This is a genomic window from Kordiimonas aestuarii (assembly GCF_025574465.1).
GTDB classification, from domain to species: domain Bacteria; phylum Pseudomonadota; class Alphaproteobacteria; order Sphingomonadales; family Kordiimonadaceae; genus Kordiimonas; species Kordiimonas aestuarii.
In genome coordinates, this window is the sequence record NZ_JAOBPP010000021.1 from 845,285 (window position 1) to 860,706 (window position 15,422).

The window sequence follows — 15,422 nt, forward strand, 5'->3', positions numbered from 1 at the left end:
CCTGCCCAAACGGCAGCGACCAAGGGACAGTATCTGTGGCTAGTGAAGACCAAAAACCAGATGACGCAACGGGTGGGGATGCAGGCGCGACTGAACCGTCGGTGGATGAAAAGGACATCATCGACGCCGAAGTGATCGCCGAACATGAGCACCCGCCACGAGAGGCTGAGACCGTAAAAAAAGGCGGGTCCTTCATGGCGAAGGCAGGATGGGTTCTTGCCTTTGGTGTCAGCGCTTTTGCCGCAGGTGTTTATTTTGCACCGAAATTTGACCCGGGCCTTGTGTATCTTGGCCTGAAAGAGGACGCGGTGGTGCCCCTACCCGCTGGCACAGCCAGTGGCCCGGACGGCCCGGACGGCCCGGACATGGCACGCTATAACGCCGCGCTTGAGACATTGTCCGCCGCGCTGGATCGGCACACGGAAATCCTCGCCCAACATGAAGCCGCGCTTGAAAGCGGTGCCGCCGCGCGCGAGAAACTGGCGGCAGACATGGCGCTTGTGGCTGCTGCCGATGGCAATGCCGATGCGGTCCCTGACCCGGCGGCGGTTGCTGGCCTGCAGGCGGATATCAACCGGCTGACGGATGATATCACGCGCCTGTCGGCGATGGAAAGCGCGGAAGACCCGCAGATATCCAAGCTCTCAGGTGCGCTTGCGCTTGCGCGGGCGGAAAGCAGCCACCTTAAGAATCGCCTTGAAAGCCTTGAGACCGCGATGAAAGCGGTGGAATCCGGCGCGTTGGAGGCCAGCCCGCGCGGGCGGCTTGTGTTGTCGCTCGGGCGGCTCAAGGACCGCGCGCTTGTCGGCCAGCCGTTTGGCGCGGAGCTGAATGCCCTGAGGGCTGACTTTTCTGCCCTGCCAGCCCTTGACCAACAGTTGATCGGAGCGGACCTCGCGGTGCTTACCGAGTATGGGGAAGGCATCACGCCATATGGTAAACTCGTCAGCGACTTTGATGCCGTCGCAGCGGCTGTCATGCAGGCGAGCGACAGCGCCGAGGGTAATTTCCTCAACAAGCTTTTCACCGTGCGCCGCACCGATGCGGGCGCCACAGGCCTTGATGCGGACCTTTTGAGGGCCGAGCGTGCACTGGCGGCCCGTAACATCACAGGCGCAGCGGACATTCTCGCCGCGCTCGAGGGCCCGGCGAAGGACACCAGCGCGCAGTGGCGCAAGGAAGCGCGGAACCATGTCGCGGTTACAGAGGCGTTTGACCGGCTGACCCGTGGTGTTGCCAACGCTGGCACGCAGGAAAGGCCAGCCTCGTGACCCGGATCGTTCTGTGGTTTATCGCGATACTTGTGCTCGCGGTTGGGGCTGCGTGGCTTGCCGACCATCCCGGTGATGTGGTCATCGATTTTCAAGGCCTCAGGTTTTATACCAGTTTTGCCGCGCTCACGGCTCTTGCCGTTGCCGCCATGGCGCTTGCCGCGCTTGCGGTGTGGCTTTATGGCTGGCTCAGGCGCGACATGCCGTTTTTTGGCTCCAACAGGGTGGTCAAGCGGCAGGGGCGCGGGCTCAAGCTTCTCAACCAGTCGCTCGTGGCGCTATCGGCGGGGGATCACCGGCTTGCCGCCAAACTGATTGAACAGGCGGAGGTCTTGCTTCCGCCGCAACCCATGGTCCATCTGATTGCGGCGGAAGCCGCGTCCCGCGCCGGGGACCATGCCGGTGCCGCCAAACGCTATCAGGCACTTGAAGGCACGGAAGATGGCCGCTTTCTTGGCCTGCGAGGCCTTGTGGGCGAAGCGCAGCGGCTGGGCCGCGAAAGCGAAGCCCTTCGGCTTGCACGTACCGCCTTTAAGGAAAACCGCAAAAGCCCGTGGGTGCTCAGGACGCTGTTTTCGCTCGAGGTTGCCGCCGGCAACTGGGCGGAAGCGGAAACCGCGCTCGACAAGGTCGCGCGGGAAAACCTGATGGAAAAGCCTGTCATCACCCGGCACCGGAGTGCCCTGGTGTTTGCGGAAGCCACAGAGGCCAACCTGCGCGGCGATACGCTGGCGGCCAAAAAGGGCTTCAAGAAGGTGCTGACCCTCCGGCCCGATTTTGCGCCTGCAACCGCGGCCCTTGCCAAGATCGAGCTGGGTGAAGGCAACAAAAAACGCGCAAGCAAGCTGATTATGGACGCCTGGGCCAACCGGCCTCATCCGACACTGGCGCGTGTGTTCAAGGCGCTGGACGCGGCCGAGGGCGCGGCTGACTGGCTCAAGCGCGTGCGCACGCTGACCACACCAAACCCGGATCATGCAGGCTCCATGCTGCTGCTTGTGGATGCGCTGATGGACGCCCGTGAATATGACATTGCCAAACCGCTGCTCGACAAGCTTATCAAAGCCGCGCCGACGCGGGCGGCGTGGCAATACCGGCTTGCCCTTGCCCACGCGCTGCATGAGGACCCTGATCCGATTGAAGCCGCCCTTGCGCACGCGGAGGCTGGCGAAGGCTGGCACTGTGACGCCTGCGGCCATATGCCAACCGCATGGTCGCCGCTTTGTGGCAATTGTGGTGGTTTTGATACGGTGGACTGGCGCGATGTGGGCGGCAGTGTGGCGCCGCGAAAAGCCTTCCGGGCCGAGGAAACCATTGCGCTGCTGGGCGCGGACGCGGGTGACAGCCAGCCGCTTGGACGCGATACACACACCCGGTAAAGGGCCTGGGGGTGCACGCCAAAAAACGCTTGCCGTGGCTGGGCCCATCCGGTATACAGCCCGCCTGTAACGGCCTTTCCGGCCCACACGCACACTTGTTGCGACGCCGCTTTAGCTCAGTTGGTAGAGCACATCATTCGTAATGATGGGGTCACGTGTTCGAGTCACGTAAGCGGCACCACTTTTACTACCCAGAATCGCCGATCATTAGTGCTTGAAGCAGTTTTCGCGATGCCATGCGAGAAAAGTGGGGTGGGGCCTATCTGTCGGACGTAAGGGAAAAAATGCCTTTCCATTGTCATTGATAAGCCCTCGTATGCGGTTGGGGTCATTTCCCTGCCTGCTGACGATGATCTCAAGCTCATCAGTGAGGCTGATCAGCCCGCGATCAAACATCCAATGAACTGTACCTGAGAGCGCAAGCCCGTTGTTTACAATATCCGGCCCACCATGCTCGACTGGTCTGATATGGGCGGCTTCCACTTCTGCTCGACCGCCGCCATTGATGAGCTTCAACCCAGTAATGGCGCACCGTTCGTTGTAAGCTCTTACAACTCGCTGGCGGAAGGCTCGGTCACGTAAAGTCCTTGATGTCAGGAAAGTTGTGCGACCTCGGTCAACAGCGAATTCAAAGGGAGTTTGCTCTTCGTGCAGAGAAATCTGATGAATGTCGTCTGTTCGCGGAAGAAATGATTGATCGTCCGCCAAACCAATATCAAGAATTCGGTTAAAGTCTGCAGAAGAGAGTGGTCTCACTGCGGCCTGTGCCCAGCCTGATAATTTCCCGTGTTCGTTCAGTAGCCCCTGTTCTAGCAATCCGTATTCTCCGTTGAATGGCACCGGATTTACAAAATCGAGATAAGAGCCGGGTTCAATGATCGCTAGATGCATGTATGGGGTGGTTGGATCTGGGACAATACATTCGACTTTTGCGACGGCAAAATAGCCCCGCGTGTTTTTGACTTTCTTTGGTTCGTGGTAAACAATCCAATCGCCTACACATGCCGAGGCCCGCGCTAGATATGATTGCGGAAATTGATAGCGCTCAGCGGGACGATCATCATAAATCGAATCTGCGCGGTGGATGAAAACACCAAATGCCATGAAACCCCCGGAGCACTGTGTAAACGGTCTACCCTGAACTGTGCCCCGCATCTTTAATAGTTGCAATATAGAAGGATGAAATAGCGGATGAAGAACGGTTTGCGCCCATTGTTAGCTTGCCTTACAGTCCCCGCATGATCGAGATTGCACCCCATATCAAGATTGATGAAGCTGAAATTCAGCTGTCGGCCAAGCGGGCATCCGGGCCGGGCGGGCAGCATGTCAACAAGGTCTCGACCGCTGTGGAACTGAGGTTCGACGCGCGCGCGTGCACGGCTATCAGTAGTGAGATGTTTGTGCGCCTGCGTAAATTTGCGGGCAGTCGCATGACACAGGACGGGGTGATTGTGCTGACGGCAGAAGAAAGCCGCAGCCAGATCGACAACAAGCGCGCAGCAACAAAGCGGCTGGTGGAAATGCTGGAAAAGGCGAGCAGGAAACCCAAGTTCCGCGTGCCGACCAAGCCCTCAAAAGGCTCGAAGGAGCGCCGCATCACGACAAAAAAAACCACTGGCGAGCGCAAGAAGATGCGCGGCAAGCTGAAGATTGTAGACTAACCTTTCCCGCCTTAATCGCGCCAGAAGTGCGGATCAAACAGCAGAAGCAGGGTGAAAATCTCCAGTCGCCCAAGCAGCATGGCGAACGACAGCACCCATTTGGCAGCAATCGGCAGGCTGGCGAAATTACCCGCAGGGCCAATAATGGGCCCAAGTCCCGGCCCCACATTGGTGATGGCGGTGGCACTGGCGGTGAGCGCGGTGACAAAGTCGATCTCAAGGATGGTCAGGATTATGGTCACGAGGGTCACGGACGCAAGGAAGACCGCAAGGAACGCCAGCACCGAAACCGGCAATTCCGGCGGCAGGCGGCTGCCGTGGTAGCGCATGATCACCACGCGGTTGGGGCTCGCGAGCTTCGAGAGCTGTTCGCGCATCGTCACCCACAGCACCTGGAAGCGGTAAATTTTGATCGCGCCGGAGGTTGAGCCCGCGCAGCCCCCCACGAAGGTGAGGATGAAAAAGGCCGCTGCGGCCGCCGGGCCCCACGTCGTATAGTCGGTGGAGGCAAAGCCCGTCGTGGTGACAACCGACACAACGTTAAAAGCGGTAAGCGTCAGCGCACCAAAAAGCGAGAGGTCCTGACGTTTCATCAGCCATGCCGTCATGATGATGATCACCACGGCAAGGAAGCGGATGAATGTCTGGATTTGTGGGTCCGACAGGAAGGGCCGCCGGTGGCCGCGCACAAATTTGATATAGCTGATAAACGGCAGGCCACCCGCCAGCATAAAAAGTGTACCCGCCCACTGGGTTGACAGGTTGGTGAAATAGCCGAAGCTGGCATCATGGGTGCTGTAGCCGCCGGTCGACAGCGCCGTCATGGCGTGGTTAACGGCGTCAAAGCCGCTCATGCCGGTCAGCATGAAGATGATGGTGGCCAGCACCGTCAGCCCTGCGTAAACCCCCATGATCCATTTCACCATACTGGCAGCCTGTGGCATGATTTTTTCCGACTTGTCGGAGCTCTCGGTTTTAAAAAGCTGCATGCCGCCAATGCGCAGAAACGGCAGCATGATAATGGCCATGACGATGATGCCCACCCCGCCGATCCATTGCAGCAGCGAGCGCCACAGCAGGAGGCCCGGCAAAAGGTCATCAAGCCCGCTCATCACTGTGGAACCGGTGGTTGTCAGACCGGAGACAGTCTCGAACACCGCATCGGTGAAGTTGAGGCCAATCTCTGGTGACAGGCCAAGCCCCATAAGAGGCAGGGCGGCAAACAGGGGCAACACGATCCACGACAGCGCGGTCAGCAGGAAAGCCTGTTTTACATCCAGGCTGAAGGGCTGGTTGTCACGCGTGGCAAATACCGCCATCAGCCCGACCGACGCGCAAAAAGACGCTGAGAAGATAAATTCATACGGCATTTGGCCGGTCATCATCTCTTCTGCAATGGCGGGTATGGCCATGGTAACGGCAAGGCTCGTAAGCATGAGCCCCAGCACATGGATGATAGGATTTAGGCGCATCGGGAGTGTCATGGCGGTTTCGGGCTGGCGCGTGGATCGCGCGGGCATTTCCCTTTCAGCTGTCACGGGTTGGCAGGCAAAGGCCTGCGGTGACCAGAAGACGGCAAGGCCGGACATTTGTCAAATGCTGTGTTGTCAGCTTATGGTATTGCAGGACTTTAAGGTAATCCTGAAAAGGCCTAAGCGGCTTTCGGGCCTTATCGCCGGTGTGCAGAAAGCTGGCACAACGGCATTGCACAGTTTCCTTTCAGCTCATCCGGAGCTGTTTTTACCGCCGACAAAAGAGCTGCACTTTTCCGGGCATGAAAAAATGGATTGGGACCGGCCCCAGTACGAGACATATGATAAACATTTCGCCGCCCGGAAACAGGAACAAGACGCTGGCGAAGCAACGTCAGTATATACTTATTGGCAATCCGTCCCGGCGCGCATCGCCCGCATAACCCTGCGATGAAACTGATAGTCAGCCTTGGTGATCCCGTGGCGTAAACAATATCAGACGTGGAAGCTTTCGCCGCAACCGCAGCGGCCTTTTTCATTGGGGTTGCTGAACTTGAAGCCGGTTGAGAACATGCTGTCCTCCCAGTCCATTTCTGTGCCCAGAAGGAACAGGAGCGACTTACGGTCGACAAAAACTTTCACGCCTTTGTCCTCAACCACTTCGTCGTCTTCCGCGGGCTCTTCAACATAATCCACCGTATAACCAAGGCCCGAACAGCCATGGGTGCTGGTGCCAAGCTTGATGCCGACAGCCGTTTCGCTTTTGGCGAGCAGCGCGCGGATATGGTCTGCCGCCTTATCTGTAATGTTGATCACTGCCACTTTAAAAACCTCGTTTCATCATTCTCTAAAGGTGGGACTAAAGCAGGCCGAGTTCAAGCCGGGCTTCGTCGGTCATTTTCGACATATCCCACGCCGGTTCCCATACGAGCGCCACGTCGCAACCGTTTACGCCAGGGACCGTGTTGACTTTCAACTCCACCTCGCCCGGCATGCTTTCGGCCACGGGGCAATGCGGGGTTGTCAGGGTCATGGTCACGCGCACGCGCCGCTCGTCGTCAATATCGACACCGTAAATCAGCCCCAGTTCATAGATGTTAACCGGGATCTCGGGGTCGTAGATTTCCTGCAGAGCCGCGATGATATTGGCCTCAAGCTCTTCCTTTGAGGAAGGCTGGTCACCAACTGGTTCGCTTTTGGTTTCTGCGGTCGCGTCCCCGGCGGCTTTTTTCTCGGCGTCGCCCTCCAGGAACTTGTTGAGGAAATAGCCGCCTTCCTGCGGGCTAACGCCCGGTTGGTCCACTCTGGGGCGTTCTACATCCTTCTTCGGCATGTTCTCCGCCGGATAGTTGTCACCTGAAGGGGCGCTGACGTCCATAACGTCTCTTTTTTGCTCGTTATCCATCATCCAAAGATGTCCACAACTTTCTTGAGGCCCGCAACAAGGCGGTCCACATCGGTTTTGTCGTTATATATGCCAAAGCTGGCGCGCACGGTGCCGGGGATACCAAAACGGTCCATCACCGGCTGTGCGCAGTGGTGCCCGGCGCGCACGGCGATGCCCTGCCTGTCCAGAATAGTGCCGATATCATGCGGGTGGGCGTGCTGCATGGTGAAGCTGATGATCGCCCCCTTCTCGGGCGCGGTGCCGATAATCTTCAGGCTGTTGAAGGCCGAAAGCTCGCGGGTGGCATACTCCAATAGTTCATGCTCGTGCGCGACGATATTGGCGTGCCCGAGCGACGTGATGTAATCAAGCGCCACTTTCATGGCGATACCGCCCGCAATGTTGGGCGTGCCAGCCTCAAACTTGTGCGGCAGGTCGTTGTAGGTCGTCTTCTCGAAGGTCACGGTGGAGATCATGTCTCCGCCACCCTGCCATGGTGGCATGGCGTCCAGGAGTTTTTCCCTGCCGTAAATCACGCCAATGCCTGTGGGGCCGTAAGCCTTGTGGGCGGAGAAGGCGTAAAAGTCGGCATCGATGTCGCGCACATCGACCTTGAGGTGCGGCGCTGCCTGGCAACCGTCAATGAGGATCACGGCACCGGCCTCATGGGCCAGGCGGGCGATTTCCTTCACCGGGTTCATCACGCCGATGGCGTTTGAGATATGGCCGACGGCGACAATTTTTGTGCGGTCAGACAAAAGCGACTTGTAGGTTTCCATATCGAGCGAGCCATCATCGAACATGGGGATGACCTTGATGGCAGCCCCCTTTTCCTCGGCCAGCATCTGCCACGGCACGATGTTCGAATGGTGCTCCATATAGCTCAGGATAATCGCATCACCTTTGCCAACATTCGCGCGGCCCCAGGTTTGGGCGACAAGGTTGATGCCTTCCGTTGCGCCGCGCACGAAAATGCATTCGCGCGCTTTTTCGGCGTTAATGAACGTGCGCACCGTCTCACGGTTGGCTTCATAGGCTTCGGTCGCGTCCTGACTGAACTTATAGACCCCGCGGTGGATGTTGGCGTAGTAGCCTTCATAAAGCGCGGTCTCGGCCTCGATCACGGCACGGGGTTTTTGCGCGCTGGCGGCTGTATCAAGGAAGGTGAGCGGCTTGCCGTAGACCTCGCGGGCGAGGATCGGGAAATCCGCTTTGATCTTCTCGACACCAAGGCCGGGTTTTATGACTGACTGTGTGTTCATCACTTTCCTTGTGCCTGTTGGCCTTAGGCTTCCCGTACTTCCGGGATGGCGCGGTCCGCGCGGGTGGCCATCCATGTCCCGATACGGTCCATCATCGCGTCGCGGATTTCATCGAATGCCACACGCTCCAGCGCGCCAGCGGTAAAGGCCTCCACCAGCATGCGGCGCGCTGTGACCGGGTCAATGCCGCGCGAGGTCAGGTAAAAGATCGCCTTGGCGTCCAGCTCACCCACGGTGGCCCCGTGGCTGCATTTGACATCGTCGGCAAAAATTTCAAGCTCCGGCTTTGCGTTCGCTTCCGCCGTGCGATCAAACACCAGTGCCTTGAAGCTCTGGTCTGCGGCGGTTTTCTGCGCGTCTTTCGCCACCGTTACCTTGCCCGCGAAGGAGGTTTTGCCGCGTGCGTCGGCAACGGTGCGGAAAATCTGGTCGCTGGTGGCAAACGGCACCACATGGTTCACATGTGTCAGCGTGTCGTGCACCTGTCCGGTGGCGGTCAATGCCACGCCGTCAACGGTGGCATGGGCTTCTTCGCCCAAAAGCCGCACATGCGCTTCGAAGCGCGCCATCTTGCCGCCTGCGGTCATATTGGCGCAGCGGTACTCGCCGACCGCATCCACATTGGCATACACCTTGGCGGTATGCAGCGCGCTCGCACCCTCTTCCTGCAGTCGGATATGGCCGAGATTCGCGCCTTCGGCAATGCGGGCCTGCAGGATGATATTTTGCCAATAGGCGCTATCGTCACCAATGAACCGCTCAAACACAGATAGTTTGGCACCCTCACCAAGCTCGATCACATGGCGGAGGTGCGCGGCCCTGCCTGCAGCCTCTGTCATGACATGCACGATCTCGACCGGGTCGTCGACCTCAACCCCTGCCGGCACGGAAATCACCATGCCGTCGCGCAAAAGCGCAGTGTTCAGAAGCGAAACCCCGTCCTCGCCGCGCACCAGTTCATCCAGCCGGGCGGCGTTTGAGGTGAAATGGTTCGCCAGCGGGCGGATCGATGCCGCTTGCCACAGGTCGCCAAGGTCGGACAGGTCTTCCTGATAGCGGCCGTTCACAAAAACAAACCGTGCCGCTGTGTCGCCCATGGAGGCGGGTATGGTCGGCATGGCTTCCGGTGCCTCCGCCGGTGCGTAAACATTGGCGCGCAGGGCCTTCAGGTCGCTATAGCGCCAGTCTTCGGCCCTGGCATGCGGGAAGCCGTGGGTGCCAAAATCCGTCATGGCCTGGGCGCGCAGGTCATCAGCGCCCGGCACCGTTCCCTTAAGGGCGGCCGCTTGCGCGCTATATCCGGTTGTCAGTTCGTCTTGCATATTTGTCCTGTCCCAGCGCGTTTAGGCAACGTCAGCGTAGCCTTTTTCTTCCAGCTCAAGCGCCAGTTCCTTGCCGCCCGATTTCACGATGCGGCCATCGATCATCACATGCACCACATCCGGTTGCACGTAGGATAAGAGGCGCTGGTAGTGGGTGATCAGCAGAATGGCGGTATCCTTGCGGCGCTGGGTGTTGATGCCCTCCGCCACGGTTTTGAGCGCATCGATATCAAGACCTGAATCGGTCTCGTCAAGGATGGCCAGCTTGGGGTCCAGCACTGCCATCTGTACCATCTCGTTGCGCTTTTTCTCGCCGCCCGAGAAGCCCACGTTCACAAAACGCTTCAGCATCTCGGGGTCCATGTTGAGCGCTTTGGCTTTCTCGCGCACCAGCTTCATGAATTCAGCCGCTGACATCTCCGCTTCCCCGCGATATTTGCGTACGCTGTTGAGCGCGGTCCGCAGGAAATTGAGGTTGGAGACGCCGGGAATTTCAACCGGGTACTGGAAGCCGAGGAACAGACCCTCGCCCACGCGCTCGTGCGGCTCAAGGGCCAGCATGTCCTTGCCGCCAAACTCGATCGAGCCGGACGTGACCTCATAGTCATCCCGGCCAGCGATAGCCGCGGCCAGCGTGGATTTGCCGGCGCCATTCAGGCCCATGATGGCGTGGGTTTCCCCCGCCTTGATCTCAAGGTTCAGGCCCTTGACGATTTCCTTGTCGCCGACGCTGACGTGAAGGTCTTTGATATTCAGCATAACTATCCGTCCTTAACCCACGCTGCCTTCAAGGGAGATACCGAGAAGCTTCTGGGCTTCTACGGCAAATTCCATTGGCAGGTGTTGCATTACTTCCTTGCAGAAACCGTTGACGATCATCGCCACGGCTTCTTCTTCCCCAAGCCCGCGCGCCCGGCAATAAAACATCTGGTCTTCCGAGATCTTGGAGGTGGTGGCCTCATGCTCGATCTGCGCGGTGGGGTTCTTGACTTCGATATAGGGCACCGTGTGTGCGCCGCTCTCGCTGGAGACCAGAAGGCTGTCGCACTGGGTATAGTTGCGCACATTCTCCGCCCCCGACAGCACCTTCACAAGGCCCCGGTAGGTGTTCTGCGACTTGCCTGCCGAGATACCCTTCGAGATGATCGTGGACCGTGTGTTGGGCGCCATATGGATCATCTTGGTGCCGGTGTCGGCCTGCTGGTAATTGTTGGTCACGGCGACCGAGTAGAACTCACCCACGCTGCCTTCGCCTGCGAGGATGCAGCTTGGGTATTTCCAGGTGACGGCAGAGCCGGTCTCAACCTGGGTCCAGCTTACTTTCGAGTTCTTGCCTTTGCACAGCGCGCGTTTGGTCACGAAGTTATAGATGCCGCCCTTGCCCTCTTTGTCGCCCGGGTACCAGTTCTGCACGGTTGAATATTTGATCTCGGCATCATCCAGCGCGATCAGTTCCACGACAGCGGCATGCAACTGGTTCTCATCGCGCATCGGCGCGGTGCAGCCCTCAAGGTAAGAGACATAGGAGCCTTCGTCGGCCACAATCAGCGTGCGTTCAAACTGGCCGGTATTTTCGGCATTGATGCGGAAATAGGTCGAAAGCTCCATCGGGCAGCGCACACCCTTGGGCACATAAACAAAGGTGCCGTCGGTGAACACAGCGCAGTTGAGCGCAGCAAAATAATTGTCCCTGACTGGCACCACGGTCGCGAGGTATTTTTTGACCATCTCGGGATATTCGCGAATGGCCTCACTGATCGACATGAAGATCACGCCAGCTTTTTTCAGTTCCTCGCGGAAGGTGGTAGCGACAGACACGCTGTCGAACACGGCATCAACAGCAACTTTTGCGGACCCCTGCACACCCGCCAGCACTTCCTGCTCGCGGATCGGAATGCCAAGTTTCGCATAGGTTGCGAGAAGCTCGGGGTCTACCTCATCAAGGCTTTTGGGGCCATCTTTTTTCTTCGGCGCGGCGAAATAATAGGCGTCCTGATAGTCGATCTTGGGGAAGCTCACCTTGGCCCAGTCCGGCTCGTCCATCTTCAACCAGGCCCGGTAAGCCTTCAGGCGCCACTCCAGCATCCACGCAGGCTCTTCCTTTTTGGCCGAGATAAAGCGGATCACATCCTCGGACAGGCCCTTGGGTGCCATGTCCATATCGATGTCGGTGACAAAACCATATTTATAGTCACCGGTGACTTCGGCGATCTGTTTTTGGGCTTCAGCGGTTCCAGCCATAACGGCGGCTCCTTACATCAAAGTTCAAACTCTTGTACTGCGGCACGACAGGGTTTTCCCGTCAGGCCATTTGCGCGCGCTTTTCAAAACGTGCGGCTAATTCTTCACCACTGCCGTGCGTGGCAATGGCAGACAGTTTCACATCTGCGAGTGCACCCTTGACCGCGCTGTTGATCACCTGCCAGCGCGGACGCATCTGGCAGATATCGTCAAAGCAGCAGTCGCTGGTGCCGGTTTCGGCACAGTGGGTCAGCGAGATCGGGCCATCAATGGCTTCGATAATATCCGCGACCGTAATCTCATCCGCCTTGCGCGCCAGTGCAAAGCCACCCTTCAGCCCGCGGTGGGATTTAAGAAGCTCCGCCCGGCCCAGCGCATTGAGGATTTTGGCGACTGTGGGTGCCGGTATACTGGTGGCGGCGGAGAGATCCTGCGCGCTCACGCGGTTATCCGTGTGCGTCATCTCGCACATCAACACCACGGCATAATCTGCTAAATTGGTCAGCCGAATCACGGCGTGTGTCCTTGTATGATTCTCGGGTCAGCGGGCAAACCCAAGCTTTTCCGGGCATTCTCGCTAATTCCTACCAAATTACTCATGATTTACATATGGGGAGTGGACCCCATGAGTCAATGGCAATTTCATGCGGGTTTGGTGGGCTTATGGCGTATTTCTGCAATGATTGCACCTCTTTATTGTCATTTTGATAAGCATCATGGTTAACACCGAAGAAAATTGGCTTTACATATGAACGATGTCCGCGAGGGAAACGCACGCACTTATGGATTTGGGCGAACTTAAAAATTTGTATGAAAAGGCGCTGTTTATCCGTGCCTTTGAAGACCGGGTTGCCGCCAGCGCCGATGCGGGGCATGTGCCCGGCCTTGTGCATCTCAATTCGGGTGCCGAGCTTGCGGAGCTTGCGGTGATCAGCCTGCTTGACATGCTGAAGGATCAGGTTACCGGTTCGCACCGCAGCCATGGCCTCGCGCTGGCATGCGGCGTGGACCCCCTTGCGCTCGCGCGGGAAATTCTGGGCCGCAAGGGTGGCTTGTCCGACGGCCTTGGCGGAACCCAGCATCTGATGGCGCCCGAAAACGGTTTTCTGACCTCCAATGGCATTGTCGGTGGGCAGGTGCCGCTGGCTGCTGGTGCAGCGCTCAGCGCCAAAACGCTTGGCACAGGTGGCATCGCTGCGACCTTCATGGGGGACGGCGCGGTGAATCAGGGCGCGGTGCAGGAAACGCTTAATCTGGCGGTTGCGCTGAACCTGCCGCTTCTGTTTGTGGTGATCAACAATGGTTTTGGCCAGTCAACCGCTGCCAGTTACGCCACCGCAGGCTCGCTGATTGGCCGCGCACGCGCGTTTGGCCTCGCTGCTGATCAGGTGGACGGGCAGGACCCGGCCGCGATGATGAAAGCGGCTGACCGTATGGTTGGCTGGGTGCGTAAAACCGGTAGCCCGGCGTTTATTGAGGCCAAGGTCATCCGTCTCTCCGGCCATTATCACGGTGACGCAGAACCCTACCGCCAGCGCGGCGAGCGCAGTGACCCGCTCCCGCGCGTGCATGACATGCTTATCAAGATGGGGGCCAAGGCCGATGAGTTGGAGAGCTTTGCCATCACGGCCAGGCTGAAGGCCGAGGGTGTTATCGCCAAGGCAGAGAAAAGCAAGGACATCAGTGGTCAGGCGCTCGCGGCATGGCAGGCGGCGGGAGGCGTTTGATGGCAAGGGTGACGATTGCAGAGGCGCTGAACAAGGCCCATCACGCGGTGATGGCTGCCGATAGCCGCGTGGTTGTCATTGGTGAAGATATTGTTGGCAGCACCGAGGGCGAGGGCACGACCGAACTTGGCGGCGCCTTCGGCGTAACCCGGGGCCTTGCGGGCGTGTTTGGCCGCGAGCGGGTGATTGATACCCCCATCTCGGAGGCTGCTTTCCTTGGCATGGCCGCGGGTGCGGCGATGACAGGCCTCAGGCCCATCGTCGAAGTGATGTTTTGTGATTTCCTTGGCGTGTGTTTTGACCAGTTGATGAACCAGACAGCCAAACTGCGGTTTCTCTCAAACGGGAGGGTCAAACTGCCGTTGGTTATCCGCACCACCATGGGGGCGGGCGACGGTTCGGGCGCCACGCACAGCCAGTCCCTGCACGGCCTTGTGGCATCGCTCCCCGGCCTTGTGGTGGCATGCCCGGCGACGGCGTCGGATGCTGCCGGGCTGCTCAAATCAGCGGTGGCGAGCGATAGCCCGGTGGTGCTGTTGGAGCACAAGGGCCTATATGGCTTTGAGAGCGAGTTGGTCGACGAACTGCCACCGGTAAGGCTTGGTGAAGGTCGTGTGGTGTGCGAGGGCGACGACGTGACGATTGTGGCGCTCTCGGCGATGTTGCATCAGGCTCAAAAGGCTGCGGGTCAATTGGCGGCAGGGGGTGTGCAGGCTGAAGTGATAGACCCGCGCACGGTCCAGCCACTCGATTCCCAACTGATACTTGCCAGTCTTAAAAAAACCGGGCGCTTGCTGGTGGTGGATGAGGGCGCGGCTTTCGCGGGCTTTGCCGACGCTGTACTGGCATTGGCGGCGCAGGAAGGCTTCGACAGCCTGCGCGCGGCACCCAAGGCGCTGACACCCCTGCATACCCCGGTGCCTTATGGCCGCGCGGCCGAGGCGGCATGGTTGCCGCATGCGGGGGACATTGTCACGGCAGTCAAAACCATGCTGACAAGGGGGCCGGTATGAAGGTCAAGGTATGGGACGGCGGTGTTCGCCTGTTTCACTGGGTGCTTGTTATCCTGTTTACGCTGTCAGCATACTCTGCGTTTCAGGATAAATTCGGCATCTATGCCGACATTCACATCTATTCCGGCGTGGCTATCCTGACGCTGGTCATCTGGCGCATCCTCTGGGGCATCGTGGGTAGTGACACCGCGCGCTTCAGCCATTTTGTCAGGGGGCCCGGCGCGACCTTGCGGTATCTGGGCAAGGCATTCCGCCGCGCGCCATACACCCGCGTGGGCCATAACCCGCTTGGCGCGGTTTCGGTCGCGCTGCTGCTCATGCTGTTGCTGGCGCAGCCTATTCTGGGGCTTTACGGCACCGATGCGATGTTTTTTGAAGGCCCGCTGGCGCACACTATTGATAGCGACCTGGCAGAGGGTCTGACTGAAATCCATGAATGGATCGGCTATACGCTTCTGGGGCTTGTGGGATTGCATTTGCTGGCGATTGCGGCGTATGCCCTCATTCGTCGTGCCAATCTCATCAGCCCGATGATCACCGGCAAAAAGCAGGTGGCCCAAGGCACAGCAGCGCCTAAAATGCGCAGTCCGTTTCTGGCGCTGGGGCTTTTTGTTATTGTCGCTGCCGGGGTGTGGTTCAGCGTTTTCTAGTAAAAAAAAGCGCGCAAGCCGCAGCCGCGCGCTTTAC

General features: G+C 58.7%; 15 protein-coding genes and 1 tRNA gene. 7 read left to right on the forward strand and 9 right to left on the reverse strand.

Going from position 1 to position 15,422, the window contains the following annotated elements:
* Positions 1–35 precede the first annotated feature (35 nt).
* The 3 genes from OEU85_RS16490 to OEU85_RS16500 all read left to right on the forward strand — a co-directional run bounded on the left by OEU85_RS16490 (position 36) and on the right by OEU85_RS16500 (position 2,831).
* A complete protein-coding gene (locus OEU85_RS16490) occupies positions 36–1,271 on the forward strand; it encodes a COG4223 family protein (protein ID WP_262692623.1) in 1,236 nt (411 codons plus the stop codon).
* The gene (locus tag OEU85_RS16495; RefSeq protein WP_262692624.1) at positions 1,268–2,650 is read left to right on the forward strand and encodes a heme biosynthesis protein HemY; all 1,383 of its coding nucleotides are present in this window, start codon (positions 1,268–1,270) and stop codon (positions 2,648–2,650) included. The genes OEU85_RS16490 and OEU85_RS16495 overlap by 4 nt, the downstream gene beginning before the upstream one ends.
* Before the next feature lie 105 nt (positions 2,651–2,755).
* A tRNA-Thr gene (locus OEU85_RS16500) sits at positions 2,756–2,831 on the forward strand.
* Positions 2,832–2,857: 26 nt separating this feature from the next.
* On the opposite strand, the gene OEU85_RS16505 is transcribed toward OEU85_RS16500, so the two are convergent.
* Positions 2,858–3,754: an HNH endonuclease gene (locus tag OEU85_RS16505; protein ID WP_262692625.1), complete on the reverse strand. Its 897-nt coding sequence runs from the start codon at positions 3,752–3,754 to the stop codon at positions 2,858–2,860.
* A gap of 134 nt (positions 3,755–3,888) precedes the next feature.
* Here OEU85_RS16505 and arfB point away from each other — a divergent pair, with 134 nt between their 5' ends.
* Entirely contained in the window at positions 3,889–4,311 is a 423-nt protein-coding gene (gene arfB / locus OEU85_RS16510) for an alternative ribosome rescue aminoacyl-tRNA hydrolase ArfB (protein WP_262692626.1), read from the forward strand.
* Between the two features lie 11 nt (positions 4,312–4,322).
* Here the strand turns inward: arfB and OEU85_RS16515 are convergent, their stop codons facing one another.
* The 8 genes from OEU85_RS16515 to OEU85_RS16550 all read right to left on the reverse strand — a co-directional run bounded on the left by OEU85_RS16515 (position 4,323) and on the right by OEU85_RS16550 (position 12,509).
* A complete protein-coding gene (locus OEU85_RS16515) occupies positions 4,323–5,783 on the reverse strand; it encodes a TrkH family potassium uptake protein (protein ID WP_449555797.1) in 1,461 nt (486 codons plus the stop codon).
* Between the two features lie 495 nt (positions 5,784–6,278).
* On the reverse strand, positions 6,279–6,605 hold the full coding sequence (locus OEU85_RS16520) for a HesB/IscA family protein (RefSeq protein WP_262692628.1): 327 nt from the start codon (positions 6,603–6,605) through the stop codon (positions 6,279–6,281).
* 37 nt (positions 6,606–6,642) lie between these two features.
* Positions 6,643–7,161, reverse strand: coding sequence for an SUF system Fe-S cluster assembly protein (locus tag OEU85_RS16525; protein ID WP_262692629.1), 519 nt, complete (start codon positions 7,159–7,161; stop codon positions 6,643–6,645).
* A gap of 26 nt (positions 7,162–7,187) precedes the next feature.
* A complete protein-coding gene (locus OEU85_RS16530) occupies positions 7,188–8,432 on the reverse strand; it encodes a cysteine desulfurase (protein WP_262692630.1) in 1,245 nt (414 codons plus the stop codon).
* A gap of 23 nt (positions 8,433–8,455) precedes the next feature.
* On the reverse strand, positions 8,456–9,754 hold the full coding sequence (gene sufD / locus OEU85_RS16535) for a Fe-S cluster assembly protein SufD (protein WP_262692631.1): 1,299 nt from the start codon (positions 9,752–9,754) through the stop codon (positions 8,456–8,458).
* Between the two features lie 21 nt (positions 9,755–9,775).
* Positions 9,776–10,513 (reverse strand): Fe-S cluster assembly ATPase SufC, encoded by a 738-nt coding sequence (gene sufC, locus OEU85_RS16540; protein ID WP_317277435.1) that lies wholly within the window; start codon positions 10,511–10,513, stop codon positions 9,776–9,778.
* A gap of 12 nt (positions 10,514–10,525) precedes the next feature.
* Entirely contained in the window at positions 10,526–11,995 is a 1,470-nt protein-coding gene (gene sufB / locus OEU85_RS16545; RefSeq protein ID WP_262692632.1) for a Fe-S cluster assembly protein SufB, read from the reverse strand.
* A gap of 61 nt (positions 11,996–12,056) precedes the next feature.
* The gene (locus OEU85_RS16550) at positions 12,057–12,509 is read right to left on the reverse strand and encodes an SUF system Fe-S cluster assembly regulator (protein ID WP_262692633.1); all 453 of its coding nucleotides are present in this window, start codon (positions 12,507–12,509) and stop codon (positions 12,057–12,059) included.
* 268 nt (positions 12,510–12,777) lie between these two features.
* On the opposite strand from OEU85_RS16550, the gene OEU85_RS16555 reads away from it, so the two are divergent.
* The 3 genes from OEU85_RS16555 to OEU85_RS16565 are packed head-to-tail and all read left to right on the forward strand — an operon-like array spanning position 12,778 to position 15,385.
* A complete protein-coding gene (locus OEU85_RS16555; protein WP_262692634.1) occupies positions 12,778–13,722 on the forward strand; it encodes a thiamine pyrophosphate-dependent dehydrogenase E1 component subunit alpha in 945 nt (314 codons plus the stop codon).
* On the forward strand, positions 13,722–14,735 hold the full coding sequence (locus OEU85_RS16560) for an alpha-ketoacid dehydrogenase subunit beta (RefSeq protein ID WP_262692635.1): 1,014 nt from the start codon (positions 13,722–13,724) through the stop codon (positions 14,733–14,735). The genes OEU85_RS16555 and OEU85_RS16560 overlap by 1 nt, the downstream gene beginning before the upstream one ends.
* A complete protein-coding gene (locus tag OEU85_RS16565; RefSeq protein WP_262692636.1) occupies positions 14,732–15,385 on the forward strand; it encodes a cytochrome b/b6 domain-containing protein in 654 nt (217 codons plus the stop codon). Before OEU85_RS16560 ends, OEU85_RS16565 begins: the two co-directional genes overlap by 4 nt.
* Positions 15,386–15,422 lie beyond the last annotated feature (37 nt).